Genomic DNA, 16,086 nt, shown 5'->3' with positions numbered 1-16,086 from the left:
TTTCGTTCTATTATTCCGGCTTTGATATTATTTCCAAAAGTCGTCAAAAATGGTGATTGGTAAATGACGCTTATGCATGGATCTGTTATAAAAGCCTTCAATTTTTTCTTGAGATTCCTTCGACACCGTTTTACCTTCTAAATAATCATCAATTACTTCATACGTTACACCAAGCGCTACTTCATCTGGAAGTGCAGGTCTATTTTCTTCCAAATCTGCAGTAGGAATTTTCGTATAAAGATGCTCAGGACATCCTAATTCCTTCAATAATTGTTTACCCTGACGCTTGTTTAAGCGGAAGATGGGGGTAATATCTACCCCGCCATCTCCGTATTTAGTGTAGAAACCAGTTACTGCTTCTGCTGCATGATCCGTCCCAAGAACAATCCCATTATTCATAGCTGCAATAGAGTATTGTGCTTTCATTCGCTCTCGAGCTTTTTCATTCCCTTTAGCAAAATCTGATAGTATAATACCAGCTTCTTCTAAAGCTTTATCGCTAGCATCTACCGCTTCTTTTATGTTGATCGTCACACGTTTACTTGGGTTTATAAAATCCAGTGCATCTTGACGATCTGTTTCATCAAATTGAACACCATACGGCAAACTTACTGCTATAAATGAATATTTATCCTCACCAAGCTCTTTATTTAATTCGTCTATTGTAAGCTGTGCAAGTTTACCAACTAATGTAGAATCCTGACCACCAGAAATCCCTAAAACCAAACTTGTCAAAAATGGGTGTTTTTTTAAATAGTCCTTCATAAAATCAATACTAATACGTATTTCATTTTGTACATCAATGGCTGGCTTCACTTTTAACGCTGCTATAATTTCTTGTTGTTTAGCTGACATTAATATCTACCTCCATTTTGATCAATAAAATTATGTTCCATCTCCTTGATCTCTTGAATATTACGCATTTTATTATCCCAACATTTTTGGCTTAAATCCACTGGATACTCCTCTGGATTTAAAGAGCGTTTATACTCTTCCCACAATAATTCAAGATTTTCATGCGCATACTCACGAACCTTAGATAACTCAGGGATTTCGTAGATTACTTGACCGTTTTCTATCACTTTTTTATGTAAATCCCTTGCTTCAAAATTTGTCACAAATTTAGAGACAAATGTATGCACTGGATGGAACATTTTTAAGCGTTCCTCATGCGTAGGGTCTTCATCATACATCGTGATATAGTCGCCTTCTGCTTTACCATTTTCTTTATCGATAATTCGATATAGTTTTTTCTGACCAGGAGTCGTAACTTTTTCAGTAGTAGAAGAAATCTTAATCGTATCTTCCATAACCCCAGCTTCATTTTCAATTGAAACAATTTTATAAACAGCACCAAGTGCCGGCTGATCATATGCCGTGATTAGTTTCGTCCCGATACCCCAGCTATCAACCTTGGCTCCCTGAGCTTTTAAGTTAAGAATCGTATATTCATCCAAATCATTGGACACAACAATTTTAGCATCATGGAAACCAGCTTGATCTAACATTTTTCTTGCTTCCTTCGATAAAAACGAAATATCACCTGAATCTAAACGGATACCGATAAAGTTAATCTTATCGCCAAGCTCTTTTGCTACTTTGATAGCTGTAGGCACTCCTGTTTTCAATGTATTATATGTATCCACTAAAAATACGCAATCTTTATGGCGCTTCGCATACGAATGAAAAGCATCATACTCATCCTTATATGCTTGTACTAACGAATGAGCATGCGTCCCCGTAACGGGAATTCCAAACATTTTCCCTGCACGAACATTACTAGTTCCATCTATTCCACCTATGTATGCAGCTCTTGTTCCCCAAATAGCAGCATCCATCTCTTGCGCACGTCTAGAACCAAATTCCATTGCGACCTCATCTTTTATCACTTGTTTGATACGCGATCCTTTAGTTGCTATTAACGTTTGATAATTGACGATATTAAGTAAGGCTGTTTCCACTAGTTGCGCTTCCGCAAGCGTAGATTCAATTCGAATAATCGGTTCATTCGGGAAGACAAGCTCCCCTTCTATCATCGAATACACATTTCCAGTGAAACGAACAGTACGCAAATACGCTATAAAATCTTCTCTATATCCAAGCTCATCTTGTAAGTAAGCTAAATCACTATCAGTAAAATGAAAGTTCCGTAAATAATCAAGACATCTTTCCAATCCTGCAAAAATTCCATAGCCATTGCCAAATGGAAGTTTACGGAAGAACAATTCAAACACCGCTTTTCGTTCATGCATATTATCTGCCCAATAGGCTTCCACCATATTTATTTGATATAAGTCAGTATGTAATGCTAAACCGTCATCTGGATAATTTTTTTTCATAAAAATCCCCTTCTCCATAACTATTGAACTAAGTATACACTATTTACCCTTTTTCTTGGCAAGTAATCCTATTTAGAAGTGGTCAGGAAAAGGCGCTGTACAGATTTCCGGTCACGTTGCAATTACTAGCAGTAATATTGCGCATATGCGTTCGATTGTTGCGCATAGACGACCCAATGTTGCGTTTAGCCTGGTGTAAATTGCGTATACGATAAACGTTGCGCATACAGGATAGAATGTTGCGGGTAATCGGAGAAACGTTGCTTATAACTATAATTATTATAAGTGTTATTTTTTTGAATTAGATGCGCCACTCAGGAACGCTAGTAATTCATAAGAAAAAGAAAAAGCTACCCACTAAGTTTGAAGGACAACTTAATGAGTAGCTAATAGCTTTTTCTTGCACTATTCTCCCTGTGAAGAAATTACATCTGCAACATAAGCCGCCACTGCTTCAATTTCTTCTGGCGTCAGCGTATCTTTAAACGAAGGCATCGAAGAACCTCCCTCTTCTATACGTGCTATAACTTCCTCTTTACTTTCAGCTACTTCGCTATTTTGTAAGTTTGGTCCATTATGACCGTTTGCCCCCTGGTTCCCATGGCAAGCTAAACAGTTTGCATCATATACAGAAATACCTTTATCAGGTTTTGCGCTCACTGTTTCTCCTGCAGTTGAATCTTCTGCAGGTTTTGTGCTTTTAGCTGGAAATTTAATTACTTGACCTTCTGGTAGATTTCCATCTAATTTAAATGTGTATATTTTATCCCCATGTTTACTACCTGCAAGCGCATTCCCTGCAGCGTAAATACTGATATATTGCTCACCATCAATTTCATACGTAATGGATGGTGCATTTGCTCCTGCGTCCATCATGTATTCCCAAACTTGATCGCCAGTTTTTGCATCGTATGCTATTAGACGTCCATCATTATGTCCAACAAAAACAAGATTTCCTTTAGTAGTTAAAACACCACTATACGCTTGAGCATCCCACTTTTGCTGCCATGCAATTTTGTTTGTTTTTACATCTATCGCAGTGACAGTCCCACGAACAGGAGCATCTAAAATTGGTCCAAAAATACTTCCAAAATATTGATCTCCTTCTTTGAATTCCTCCAATTCACTTCTCTCAAACGACATATATGTGTCATTACCTAATACATAAAAGTATTCGGTATCAGGGTTATAAGCTGAAGGTGGCCAGTTTGCCCCACCAGTTGGCCCTGGCTTAAGTGTTATTGGAACATCCCAAAACGGCGTGAAAATACTTCCAATTTCTCCTGTAAAATCAGCTGATAGATCATTCTTCACATCTTCCTCTGTTACAGCCTGCGGAACAAATGCATCTCCAATAGGAAACGGTTGTGTTGCTGCAGTTTTTTGACGTTCATCCTGTGGTACAGGTTTTTCTTCTATGCCAACAAGTGGAGTTCCATCTACACGGTCTAAGAGATAAACCCAACCAGTTTTACCAGCCTGCCCAAGCCCTTTTCGCAATTCACCATCCATTTTTACATCATAAAGAATGACAGGGTTTGCAGGATCCATATCCCAAATATCATGATGTACTTGTTGGAAATGCCATACATATTGACCGTTTTCGGCATTCACCGCAACGACGGAATTGGCATATAAATTATCCCCTTCACGATTACTGCCATCTAAATCTGGTGCAGTATTTCCAGTTGCAAAGTAAATGTACCCCAGTTCAGGATCTACTGATGGTGTATTCCATACTGGACCACCACCCGTTAACCAGGCATCGTTATCTGCTGGCCATGTATCCCCATTAATATCAGCTGGATTTGGAATTGTGTAGAAACGCCAAACTTCAAAACCTAAATCTGCATCATAAGCCATTACCCGACCACGAATACCATATTCTCCTCCTGCTACCCCGGTATATACTTTCCCGTTATAGAATAATGGTGCACTAGTAATCGTGTAGCCTTCTTCCCATTCAGCTACTTTAGTTTCCCATAAGACTTCTCCAGTTTTTTGATCAAGTGCGATTAAACGAGCATCGAGTAATCCTACAAATACTTTCCCATCACCAATTGCAACCCCACGAGTCGTCCACCCGCAGCAGACTGTATCCATCTCTTGTGGAATATCAGGATTGTACGCCCATATCTGTTCTCCAGTTTTAGCATCAATTGCGAAAACGTCATTAGCGCCAGTAGCGATATACATAATACCATCAACTACAATTGGAGTAGCTTCACCAGAATATTTACCTTCTGCTCCAGATCCTAAACTTGAAACCCAAGTTGGTTTTAAACCCCCAATATTTTCAGTAGTAATTTGGTTTAGCATAGAATATCGCCTGTTGTAGTAATCTCCACCATGTGTTGTCCATTCTGCCTGCGCATACTTTACTTCTCCTTCATTAGTTGATGGACTAGTTTCAACTTGGGCTTCTTTTTCTGGTTCATCTTTTACTGTTATGGTGGCATATGGAACTTCTTCGTTCCCTTCATCTGAACTTTCAAAATTTACCACTAAAAATATCATAAACAAGGCTACCAAAATAGCTAATAAACCTATAAAAAATAGTGCGGATACCGATAACCCTTTGTTTCGCATCTGACTCTCCCTCCAAACTCTTGAATTGTCCTGATTAAATAGTTTATGTTTCGAATTTGAAAGAAATGCCGTCAGATATAACTTCGAAACAAAATAAAAAACTGTTCAAGAGTTTTAGACTCTTAAACAGTTTTTATCAAATTTTTATTTTGTTAAATCTTTGCAGCCCTCATAGATTAAATCAAAAAGCTCTTGAATATCGTTTTCTTCTACACAGGAGAATGCTACACGAATGTCTGTTTTATTGCTTGCGATTACACCTACACCATACCTGTCGAGTAGATGCAGTCGTAACGTTTCAGCATCGACTGTATTTAGCTTCAAGCACATGAAGTATCCTGAGTTAAATGGATAATAAGTCCAATGCTTTGCGTATTTTTCATCCGCTAAGACTTGCTTCGTTTTTACTGCTCTTCCTTGCATGATTTGGAACTTCTCTTCTTTTTCTTGTAAAAAGTCTTCAGATTGAAGTGACTCCAAAAGAATCGTCTGAGAAATATGAGATCCACTTGAAACAGTTCCACGAATGATGCCCTTCGTTTTTTGTTCTAAAGCATCTAGAGTTTCTGGAGCTGCTGCGTACGTGATGAATCCAACACGTAATCCCCAAACGTAGTTTTCTTTCGTCGCACCATCAATTTTTACTGGCAAAATATTTTCATGGCTGTCTGCTAGTAAACCGAACAATGATTCTTTAATAGAATCCTCATAAAATAAGCCGAAATAAGCATCATCTAGTAAAACAACTAATTTCAAGCCATCTTCTGCAACATCCTTCAACACTTGGACGATTGCTTCTGCTTCTTCTACAGAAGGAGTAAAACCGGTAGGATTGTTAGGGAAGTTTAACAAAACAATTGCTTTTTCCGTTTGTTTAGCAAGTGTTTCACGGAAAGCTTCCACATGGAAACCACCAACTTCATTGAATAGAGGGAAGGTTTCAACACGGCCGCCTCTTCTTACTTGGAATACCGTATTGTAATTACCCCAGTATTGCTGTGGTGTTACTAGCACGTCTCCAACGTCCATGAACAAATCTGCAGCTATACTTAAGCCATGTGTTAATGCACTAGTTACAATCGGTGTGCCAATCGATTTGCCTTTCATAGATGGGTTGTCCACTAAAAGCTTTTCCTTCCATAGTGATCGTAAAGCTTCCTTACCTTGAGGAGCTGCATATGGATATATATCATTTGGTTTATAATCTAATTTCTTTTGTATATGACGAAAATGCATCGGTTCGCCATTTTCCGTCGCGATTCCAATAGTAGCATTAAAGCGATGTGCTTTTTTCCCTGCTTCCGCACTTTGGCTTAAAATCCCTTTTGGGTAATACAAGTTTTTACCTAAGTCCGATAACATATTATAAATTGCAGGATTTTCTTGTTGTATTTTCTCGTTTAATTGCGTTGCTAAAGCATTCATCTATTGGTACCTCCATAATATTTGATTTAAAAGTATTGTACTCTATTTGGCTAAAGTATTATACCCTTTCATGAAATATATTGAATATTTCATAATTTACCCACTACTTTAGTTTTAAAATAACCGGACAATGATCACTTCCAAGTACATGAGAATCTATAGAAGCATCCTTTAATAATGGTACAAGCTTTTGGGAGGCAACAAAATAATCAATTCTCCACCCAATATTGCGCTCTCTTACCTTATTCATATAAGACCACCAACTATAGGCACCTTCTGTTTCCGGATAAAAATAACGAAATGTATCAACAAAGCCTTTCCCAAGTAAATCCGTCATTTTGCCACGTTCCTCATCCGTAAACCCAGAGTTTCCTCTATTGGATTTAGCGTTTTTCAAATCTAAATCCCCGTGAGCAACATTTAAATCCCCACACATAATTACTGGTTTTATAGCATCTAGCGTCTTCAAATAAGTGCGCATCTCATCTTCCCATTCCAGTCGATATGGAAGTCTAGTTAAATCTCGTTTTGCATTCGGCGTATATACGTTCACTACATAAAATTGATCAAATTCAAGGGTAATAACTCTACCTTCATCCTCTGAATCACGATCTCCTACACCATACTTCACAGAAATTGGTTTTATCTTTGTAAACACTGCTGTTCCAGAATACCCTTTTTTCAAAGCATAATTCCAGTACTGTTCATATCCATCCAATGGAAGCTCTATTTGACCTGCCTGCAGCTTCGTTTCCTGCAAACAAAAAATATCTGCGTTTACTTCATTAAAATATTCCAGAAATCCTTTTTTCACGCAAGCTCTTAAGCCGTTCACATTCCATGAAACCAACTTCATTTTATTTCCTCCAAAATTGTATTCTATGTAATTAGTTTTATGTTAATCATAACAAAATCTTAGTTTAATGAAAAACCAGAGATAACCAAAGCGTTGCAGATTGCTAAAGAGGGATTAAACATCCTTATTAATAAAAGAGACTGGGACAGAACCCCAAAACAGCATTTTTCTGAATTAGAAAAATGCTGTTTTTTTGCTGTGCACAAAATTGATTTCCATTCCAGGGACGCTTTCCACGGGCGTGGGCTGAGCCTGTAGTCTCAGGCGTCATGCTATTCCCGTAGGAGTCGCCCCTCCATTTCAATCATTTTTATTAAATATCCATTATTTAGTAAAGATTTCTCCTTATCCAATAAAATTTCTACTTCTGTCCCAGCCTCTTTTATTTTTTGGACATCCTCAATAATACAAATATAGCGATAGCAAGCGCAAAAAAACCAAACAAAATAACCAATGAAATAGCTCCAAATGCAAGTAAGCTCATATGTAGACCCCCTTAGTTGCTTCTATTCCTTTATTATATTTCTTTATAGGAATTACACAAGGAGGGAAATCACGGGTCAATGGCCAAAAGGCAAGTGCAACGGATGAGTATGCTAAAACGCCTGCCGGCTTGCTCTATCCACCCGTAATCCTTGACTATACGCCCAAGCGTACCTTGTCCGCAATATGCCTATCTTCATTCATCTCTTCTACTATATCCGCCCGCAAGTACCCAGTACGCCCGACGACTCACTTTATAAGCTCGTAATCTACACCTTTACGCCAACCATTCTCCTCTAGCCGCCCGAGTTCACAATAGAAAACCCTGCTCCAGTGAGAGCAGGGCGATTATTATTAATATGGTTCTGCTTCATGGCCTTTATTGACTGCCTTTTCTGGTGCTTTATCTCCGTCTTTGTTCCCCAACGGTTTTTGAGAGGAGCCATTATTTTTAGCATGAGCAAGTCCTTCTCTTAAATGTCGACCATAGTCTTCATCTGCTTCCTCCGCTAGAGCGATCATCCTTTCTTGAATTCGTGGATCACATGCAGAGAGGTCATTAACAAGATTAGCGATAAGCTCTGTTTTTTCCCATTGCTCAAATTGCCGATAGGTTTCTCCTGCTTGCTTTGTATTACTTTGACGCTCGATAGACTCTCGAACTAAGTTTCCTTTTATCAATGGAGTGTACTCTTTACCTGTCTGAGTTGCTTCCTTTAAGCCGTCTAATATAGACGGTTCGTAATTTATATGTGGATTTTGGAAAGGTCCTCTATCTAATCGGTATGCCATTTGTCCGCCACTTTGATTGGTTGCTACTCTTTTTTTCGGCGCATTGATCGGTAGCTGTAAATAGTTCGCTCCAACACGATGTCGCTGTGTATCAGAATACGAAAATGTACGACCTTGCAGCATTTTATCGTCTGAAAAGTCCAATCCATCTACGAGCACGCCCGTTCCAAATGCTGCCTGCTCCACTTCTGTAAAGTAATCTTCAGGGTTTCGATCTAACACCATTTTTCCCACGGCCTTCCATGGGAATAAATCTTCTGGCCAAAGCTTCGTATCATCTAATGGGTCAAAATCGAGCTCTGGATGATCATCATCACTCATCGTTTGAACTAGCAGCTCCCATTCGGGGAAATCTCCCTTTTCAATCGCATCATATAAATCTTGCGTGGCATGATTAAAGTTTTTCGCTTGTATTTCCTCTGCTTCCTTTTGAGTTAAGTTACGAATACCTTGCTTCGGCTCCCAGTGATACTTCACGAGAACTGCTTTCCCTTCGCTATTTACCCATTTGTACGTATTCACACCAGAACCTTGCATCATTCGATAGTTTGCTGGAATCCCCCATGGAGAATATACGAAAGTCACCATATGGAAGGACTCAGGAGAACTAGCACAAAAATCAAAAAAGCGCTCAGAATCCTGAATATTCGTTACGGGATCTGGCTTAAAGGCATGAATCATATCTGGGAACTTTATCGCATCACGAATAAAGAATATCTTCAAATTATTCCCTACTAAATCCCAGTTTCCATCCTCTGTATAAAACTTCACTGCAAATCCACGTGGATCACGCAATGTTTCGGGAGAATGTCCTCCGTGAATAACGGAAGAAAAGCGAACAAATACAGGCGTTTTCTTCCCCTTCTCCTGAAATAATTTAGCTCGAGTATATTTAGATACTTTCTCATCCCCAACAGCACCATACGCTTCGAAATAACCATGCGCACCTGCACCACGTGCATGTACGACGCGCTCTGGTACTCGTTCTCTGTCAAAGTGACTAATTTTTTCAATGAAATCATAGTTTTCTAAAGTAGCCGGCCCTCTGTTTCCAACCGTTCTCATATGCTGATTATTCGTTACGGGATGTCCCTGTCTATTCGTGAGCGTATCCTCATTTTCCACATTTGTATCGTAGTTTGTTTGTTCTTCTGCCACTCTTCATCCTCCTAGACATTTAGATAGAATTTACATTCTCCTATATACTGTCCAGAACAATGAGTAAATATTCCAATATTACATAAAGCTTGCTATCGATAAGGCATATTTTCTCCAAACTGATACATGAATCGGTTGCTCTACATTCCTTTTACTACTCACATATGTTTGCAGATTCCCCTTAAATTTTAAGGTTAAGGCTGAAAGTTGTTCAAAGTGATGTGGTTGAGCCAAAGGTGGTGCAACCTGTAGTCGCGAAGATGGACATTCTTTCATAATTGTTGCGACAAATTGAGAGCAAAAGAAAGCATTCTCACGCTCCATTTCAATATTTATAGCAACAAACACCAAACCTATTAAATTATATTTGTATAGTTGTTTCTGCTTTTCCATCTGGCTAATTTTATTTTTCATCCCCAAATATTCGGAATCTGTCACCTCGCACTCATATATAGCACAGGTCGCTCTTTGAAACAGTCCTTCAGTAGGATTCTCCTTAATGAACCCTCCATTGAATGGATTATGACTACTTTTCCGACCGAAGCTATACATCTCATTTAACTCTTCATCAAAAGCAATGGAGGCATGGTTTAAATCTTTTTTTGTATACATGCCAATAGCCTTCGAAAATAATGTACCCGTATTACTAAGAATTATATAAATCTTTTTCCCCATTTTGCCACCTCGTTCATAAGAGACATTTTTGCCTCAATTCTATTATTTTAATCATGCTCTATTTGCTGATTATTCCATACGTACTTAAGATGGAAAATGACTAAGACCTAAGGCGTAGATGATTGATATAATACGATTCTTAGCTAGGTAGGTCGGAAAATAATCATCTTTTTATGCAATACTACCCAATTAGTTTATATAACTAGTCCAGTTAATGGAAGATTCAAAATAAACTTTTCTATCAAACACTTATACTCTGAGTGTTGAGTAAGTAGTCGTTTAGCCTTGCATTAATGATTGTGGACATATTACAAAATTGTTACACTGTCATTGTTTGTAATAATTACAAAATAATTATTATTCCACAGAAATAATATTTAAAAGGAGAGATAATGTGACCCAATATAATTTAGAAGAATTAAAAATATTGAATCAGTTTTTATTTGCTCTATTTATCGTAGCCGATTTTGCACTTTTTCTTCATTTTAATAATACCATTTTTCCTTGGTTCGCATTAATTGGTGCAGCAATTGGCTTGTCCATTATTGTTGCTTGTTGGACAGGAAAAAAATATACAAGTTTTATCGTAGCTTTATTAGTAAGCACGGCATTATTTTCAATCGTTTATAATTGGCAAGCAATTGTACATTAATACTTTTTACATAATTGGAGGATTTGAATATGTCAAAGCAGGAAAAAAATAATCCTATTTTAGATAATCGTTCATCTAGACGTACATTTATCAAAAATTCTGGGTTAACTGTTGGTGGTCTTGTTTTAGGAGGAGCCCTCGGTACTTTAGTTGGTGGAAAAACAGAAACAACTAGTCATACGAAAACAAGTGGAGCTACTCATACTGCAATCGATTATAGTGATACACGTCAGTTTTTTGTACGTCAAAAAGATTTTGATGCACTTAGCACAGCAGCTGAACTTATTTATCCAGAGGATGAGCATGGACCAGGGGCTATAACTCTAGGAGCACCTTATTTTATTGATAAACAACTAGCTAGCCCTTGGGGTATCAGTACGGATGATTATAGAAAAGGTCCTTTCCAACCAGGGGAAGTCCCACTCGACAAAGCCGAAATTATGCTACAGGGGGTTCGCAAGCTAAATGAGGTTTCGGAAAAAGAGCATGAAGGCACGGTCTTTAAAGATTTAACCGAAGAGCAACAAATTGCCATCCTTACTTCTTTCCAAGCAGGAGAAGTCGAAATGGATTTAGTAAATTCAGCAGCATTCTTTGCATTACTTAGAACCCTTACTTTGCAAGGTTGCTTCTCAGATCCACTTTACGGGGGAAATAAAAACATGGCCGGTTGGAAAATGAAAGAATTCCCAGGAGCTCAAATGTCTTATACATCCTATTTAGAAGAAGAGGAATTTGTATTAATAGAGCCAATCAGTTTAGGCGGACACAAACATTCATAAGTTGAAACAACACGAGGAGGATTACAATGGTTACAAAATTACCTAAGGTTGATATAGTAACAACAGGTATGGGCTGGACAGGCGGTATTGTTGCTGCAGAACTAACGAAAGCAGGCTACCATGTTGTTGGATTAGAACGTGGAGTAGAAAGATCAATCGAAGACTATTTACACGGTCATGATGAACTAAAATATAATATTCATAAAGAATTAATGCAAAAGTTAACAAAGGATACGATTACATTCCGTAATACATTAAACGATGCAGCAAAACCAGTACGTGATGAAGGTGCATTTGTAGTAGGAACTGGTACTGGCGGCGGCGGAGCTCACTGGGGTGGTCAAACATATCGCTATTTCCCATACGATTTTCAAATTCGCAGTAAAACGATTGAAAAATACGGAGAGAGTAAAATACCTGCAGGAGTTACTATTCAAGACTGGGGTATTTCGTACGATGAAATTGAACCGTATTACGCTAAGTTTGAACAAATGGCTGGTATTTCTGGGGAACCCGATCCGTTAGCAGGACATCGTTCAATCGATTACCCAACACCTCCATTAAAAAAATTACCTCAAATGAAAATGTTCCATGAGGCAGCTGAGAAACTTGGGTATCATCCATTCGTAGTTCCAACAGCAAACGTTTCGGAAAGCTATACAAATCCAGATGGAGAAACGTTAAATGCATGCCAATACTGTGCATTTTGTGGTAACTATGGCTGTGAGTACGGTGCAAAAGCAGATCCAATCGTAACTGTTATCCCAACTGCGAAAAAAACCGGAAACTTTGAACTGCGTACAAATTCTATAGTTACGCGTGTATTATATGATGGAACAAAAGCTACTGGGGTTTTATATAAAGATACGAGAACTGGTGAGGAATTCGAACAGCCTGCAGACCTTGTTGTTTTAACTAGCTATATCTTTAACAATGTTCGCTTATTATTGTTATCCGGTATTGGTAAGCCTTATAATCCAAAAACTGGCGAAGGAATTATCGGTAAAAACTATACAGATCACCATACTATTACTGGAGCAATCGGTTATTTTGAAGAGAAGAAATTCAATAGTTACATTGGAACAGGTTCTTTAGGTTCTGCTTTCAATGACTTTAATGCCGATAACTTTGACCATGCTAATCTCGATTTCATCCATGGCGGTCAGATTGAAATGCATTTAATGGGCAATGAACCAATTGCTAATAACCCCGCTCCTTTTGGAACACCGACCTGGGGTAAAGAATTTAAGAAAAACTCTTTACACTATTTCTATAGAAATGTAACTGTTGTATCCCAAAGAGCTATTTTGCCGCATAAAGATCATTATCTAGACCTAGATCCAACGTATACAGATGATTATGGTGATCCGTTGATTCGCGTAACATTCGATTATACCGAGATGGACCATAAACGTAATGAGTTTTTAGTAGAAAAATGTAATGAAGTAGTAAAAGAAATGGGAGCAGACATTATCGATACAATCCCAATGGCTGAGCATTTCGGTGGAAGGTTCACATTCCAACACGATGGTGGCGGTGTAATTATGGGAGATAGCCCAGATAACTCTGCTGTCAATAATTACATGCAAATGTGGGATGTAGATAACTTATTCGTTTGTGGAGCTTCAGCATTCCCTCACTTCGGTCCAACGAACCCAACCCCAACTGTTGGCGCGTTAGCTTACCGAGCAGCTGAAGGCATGATCGAGTACTTGAAAAACGGCGGCGGACCATTAGTATCTAAAAAATAATACAGTCGCAAGTGTCAAACCATCATTTTTGCCCAGAATGTGTTATATTAATAACGATTCTTTATAGAAGGAGGAGATTCTATGCCAAACATAGGGATACCCGGTTTAATACTTGTACTAATTATTGCTTTGATCATCTTTGGTCCATCTAAATTACCTCAACTAGGCAAAGCTGTTGGACAAACGTTAAAAGAATTCAAAACCTCAACTCGAGATATTATAAATGATGAAGAAAAAGATGCTAAGAAAGTCGAAGCATCTGAAGTAGATTTAGATAAGAAATAAACCATTCCTGAGTGAAAATTAGGGACAGAACCCCAAAACAGCATTTTTCTCTGTGAGAAAAATGCTGTTTTTTTGCTGTGCACAAAATTGATTTCCATTCCAGGGACGCTTTCCACGGGCGTGTCCTGAGCCTGTAGTCTCAGGCGTCACGCTATTCCCGTAGGAGTCGCCCCTCCATTTCAATCAATTTTATTAGATATCCATTCCCAGCCTCTTTTCTTATTTAATCGAAAAGAAATGGGGTTGTTTTAATATTACTATTGATTCTCACAAATTTTCCTTTTGTTTTGCAGGATATCTAATGCCGAATTGCTGTAAGCGATAAATAAATTGATCTTCATTTAGTGGCATATCATAAAAAAATCCTTGTATTAAAGCACAATTATTAGCTATAAGAAAGTCCCTCTGTTTCTCGGTCTCTACTCCCTCTGCAAGAACGTCTATCTTTAAATTATTAGCAAGTACAATAATCGCTTGGAGAATAGCTTCACCTTTTGTATTTTTTCCAATACAATTTGTAAAAAACTTATCTATTTTTATTTTGGATATTGGTAAATTACTTATATAGGATAAGTTCGAATAACCTACTCCAAAATCATCAATAGCTATACGAATACCTGCTTGTTGGATATCATGCATATGATTATTAATAATAGAGGATGAAAAAATTTGCACATTTTCTGTAATCTCGATTTCTAATATCCCTCTTGGAATTGAATACTTCTCTAATTGATACATAAGAAATGAAACAAACGACGGCTCATTCAATAAAGAGGATGACACATTTATTGAAATTCCACCAGCGAACCCGCTTATTTTTTTCCATTTATTGTATGTTAAAAGCGAAGTATCTATTATATGCTCTGTAAGCATTCGAATCTGACCAGTTTCCTCTGCGATAGCTATAAACTCATCAGGTGAAATATATCCTAACTCAGGATGTTTCCATCTAGATAATACTTCAATCCCTATAATTTCGTCCTTTAAAATATTTACTTGAGGCTGAAAAACAGTATAATATGCATTTGTTAGAATTGCTTCTTTCAAGCTTTTTTCAATAATAAGACGTCTATTTAAAGACTTCGACATAACACTTTCATAACGTCTCCATTGGTCACCCTTTGCTTTTTTCGCTTCGTACATCGCAATATCGGCAGCAGTGATTAAAGAATCCACAGAGTTACCATTTTCAGGGAACAAACTTATCCCTATACTCGCTGTTATATTTAAAGGAGGTAATGCGGGATTATTAAACGGTTTTTCAATAGCAGACAAAATATGGTAGGCATCACTTTGAACTTGAAAATCATCTACAAATGTAGTGCAAAGAACAAACTCGTCTCCCCCATATCGAGAAATAATGAACTTTTCAGGTAGATCCCGTTTTAACCTATTAGCTATTTCTAGTAATAGAATATCTCCCGTTTCATGACCATATGCATCATTTACTAGTTTAAAATTGTTCAGATCTAAAAAGAACAATACAAATGGTTCCTGTTTTGCTATTTTCTTATCTATCTTTTTATATAAAAGTAAACGATTAGGCATTTCCGTAAGATGGTCATGATGAGCCGTATTCCATAGTTTATCTTCTTTTGACTTTTTATCGTTAATATTATTAAAAAAAATAGATACCCCACTTTTTCCTTTCGGGTAAGCATGGATTTCAAACCATGTTTCTAAGGGATCATAATATGCTTCGAAACGAGTCTCCACACGTTCATACATCGTTTTTGAATAGTTTTCATTAAATATCGAATCGACTGCATCAGGGTAAATTTCCCATAAGTCTACCCCTAGTAAATCTTCTTTAGAAGCAAACAATAGCTTTTCTGCCTCTTTATTAAGAAAGGTAATTTGCCAGTCTTTATCAACCGTTAAAAATGCATCTGTCATATTTTCTAAATCGTTATACATTTCTATGCGTTCTTTTTCATATTCACTTATGTCTTTATGGGTAATCGTTGCACCTATAATTTTACCTTGATCCATAAGAGGACTCACTAACTTGGTATACCAATTCTCCGATAAGCATGGATAAGTTGTGTTAAAAAAAGGAATCTCTCCTTTTAATACTGCTAATATTCCATTGTATTCCTCTAGGTAAATAGAATTAGATAAAATTTCCAAGTAATTTATGCCAACGACGTCCGCATTTTTGAGACATCCATTAGTCTCCTGGCAAAACTTTTTCCAGGATTTATTTGTAACAATAATTTCACCGTCCGCATTTATAACTGCTATAGAGTCTTGCAACGAATCGATTATTTCTTTATACATACTTCTCACCTCATTTCTT

At 37.6% G+C, this 16,086-nt stretch carries 12 protein-coding genes; 4 read left to right on the top strand and 8 right to left on the bottom strand.

The genetic code is table 11. The annotated features are described in order from the left end of the window. Window positions 1-27 precede the first annotated feature (27 nt). From nadE to MKY37_RS14350, 7 genes are all read right to left on the bottom strand, one after another. Complete coding sequence (nadE, locus tag MKY37_RS14380; RefSeq protein WP_340778176.1) at window positions 28-855, bottom strand: ammonia-dependent NAD(+) synthetase; 828 nt, start codon at window positions 853-855, stop codon at window positions 28-30. After that, entirely contained in the window at window positions 855-2,339 is a 1,485-nt protein-coding gene (locus tag MKY37_RS14375) for a nicotinate phosphoribosyltransferase (protein WP_340778173.1), read from the bottom strand. Before MKY37_RS14375 ends, nadE begins: the two co-directional genes overlap by 1 nt. Window positions 2,340-2,744: 405 nt before the next feature. Further along, window positions 2,745-4,928, bottom strand: a complete 2,184-nt coding sequence (locus MKY37_RS14370) for an outer membrane protein assembly factor BamB family protein (RefSeq protein ID WP_340778171.1) — start codon at window positions 4,926-4,928, stop codon at window positions 2,745-2,747. Between the two features lie 144 nt (window positions 4,929-5,072). Further along, on the bottom strand, window positions 5,073-6,353 hold the full coding sequence (locus MKY37_RS14365) for an aminotransferase class I/II-fold pyridoxal phosphate-dependent enzyme (RefSeq protein ID WP_340778168.1): 1,281 nt from the start codon (window positions 6,351-6,353) through the stop codon (window positions 5,073-5,075). 103 nt (window positions 6,354-6,456) lie between these two features. Further along, the gene (locus MKY37_RS14360) at window positions 6,457-7,209 is read right to left on the bottom strand and encodes an exodeoxyribonuclease III (protein WP_340778166.1); all 753 of its coding nucleotides are present in this window, start codon (window positions 7,207-7,209) and stop codon (window positions 6,457-6,459) included. A gap of 837 nt (window positions 7,210-8,046) precedes the next feature. After that, on the bottom strand, window positions 8,047-9,642 hold the full coding sequence (locus MKY37_RS14355) for a catalase (RefSeq protein ID WP_340778164.1): 1,596 nt from the start codon (window positions 9,640-9,642) through the stop codon (window positions 8,047-8,049). A 78-nt stretch (window positions 9,643-9,720) separates the two neighbouring features. Beyond that, a complete protein-coding gene (locus MKY37_RS14350) occupies window positions 9,721-10,317 on the bottom strand; it encodes a hypothetical protein (protein WP_340778162.1) in 597 nt (198 codons plus the stop codon). A gap of 394 nt (window positions 10,318-10,711) precedes the next feature. Here MKY37_RS14350 and MKY37_RS14345 point away from each other — a divergent pair, with 394 nt between their 5' ends. The 4 genes from MKY37_RS14345 (at window position 10,712) to tatA (ending at window position 13,787) form a co-directional block, all read left to right on the top strand. Next, entirely contained in the window at window positions 10,712-10,969 is a 258-nt protein-coding gene (locus MKY37_RS14345) for a hypothetical protein (protein ID WP_340778160.1), read from the top strand. 29 nt (window positions 10,970-10,998) lie between these two features. Continuing rightward, on the top strand, window positions 10,999-11,751 hold the full coding sequence (locus tag MKY37_RS14340; protein WP_340778158.1) for a gluconate 2-dehydrogenase subunit 3 family protein: 753 nt from the start codon (window positions 10,999-11,001) through the stop codon (window positions 11,749-11,751). A gap of 26 nt (window positions 11,752-11,777) precedes the next feature. Continuing rightward, a complete protein-coding gene (locus MKY37_RS14335; protein ID WP_340778156.1) occupies window positions 11,778-13,502 on the top strand; it encodes a GMC family oxidoreductase in 1,725 nt (574 codons plus the stop codon). Window positions 13,503-13,583: 81 nt separating this feature from the next. Then, on the top strand, window positions 13,584-13,787 hold the full coding sequence (gene tatA / locus MKY37_RS14330) for a twin-arginine translocase TatA/TatE family subunit (protein ID WP_340778154.1): 204 nt from the start codon (window positions 13,584-13,586) through the stop codon (window positions 13,785-13,787). A 267-nt stretch (window positions 13,788-14,054) separates the two neighbouring features. On the opposite strand, the gene MKY37_RS14325 is transcribed toward tatA, so the two are convergent. Beyond that, window positions 14,055-16,067 (bottom strand): sensor domain-containing protein, encoded by a 2,013-nt coding sequence (locus MKY37_RS14325; protein ID WP_340778152.1) that lies wholly within the window; start codon window positions 16,065-16,067, stop codon window positions 14,055-14,057. Between the last annotated feature and the right edge of the window lie 19 nt (window positions 16,068-16,086).

Source organism: Psychrobacillus sp. FSL K6-2836, from assembly GCF_038003085.1.
In the GTDB taxonomy this organism is placed as follows: Bacteria; Bacillota; Bacilli; order Bacillales_A; family Planococcaceae; genus Psychrobacillus.
Note: the sequence above shows the minus strand (reverse complement) of the source record. Positions and strands in the feature narration are given on the sequence as shown.

Coding starts and splice junctions, on each gene's coding strand:
- nadE (WP_340778176.1), bottom strand. CDS start 855: ATGTCAGCTAAACAACAAGAAATTATAGCAGCGTTAAAAGTGAAGCCA.
- MKY37_RS14350 (WP_340778162.1), bottom strand. CDS start 10,317: ATGGGGAAAAAGATTTATATAATTCTTAGTAATACGGGTACATTATTT.
- MKY37_RS14375 (WP_340778173.1), bottom strand. CDS start 2,339: ATGAAAAAAAATTATCCAGATGACGGTTTAGCATTACATACTGACTTA.
- MKY37_RS14365 (WP_340778168.1), bottom strand. CDS start 6,353: ATGAATGCTTTAGCAACGCAATTAAACGAGAAAATACAACAAGAAAAT.
- MKY37_RS14370 (WP_340778171.1), bottom strand. CDS start 4,928: ATGCGAAACAAAGGGTTATCGGTATCCGCACTATTTTTTATAGGTTTA.
- tatA (WP_340778154.1), top strand. CDS start 13,584: ATGCCAAACATAGGGATACCCGGTTTAATACTTGTACTAATTATTGCT.
- MKY37_RS14325 (WP_340778152.1), bottom strand. CDS start 16,067: ATGTATAAAGAAATAATCGATTCGTTGCAAGACTCTATAGCAGTTATA.
- MKY37_RS14360 (WP_340778166.1), bottom strand. CDS start 7,209: ATGAAGTTGGTTTCATGGAATGTGAACGGCTTAAGAGCTTGCGTGAAA.
- MKY37_RS14335 (WP_340778156.1), top strand. CDS start 11,778: ATGGTTACAAAATTACCTAAGGTTGATATAGTAACAACAGGTATGGGC.
- MKY37_RS14340 (WP_340778158.1), top strand. CDS start 10,999: ATGTCAAAGCAGGAAAAAAATAATCCTATTTTAGATAATCGTTCATCT.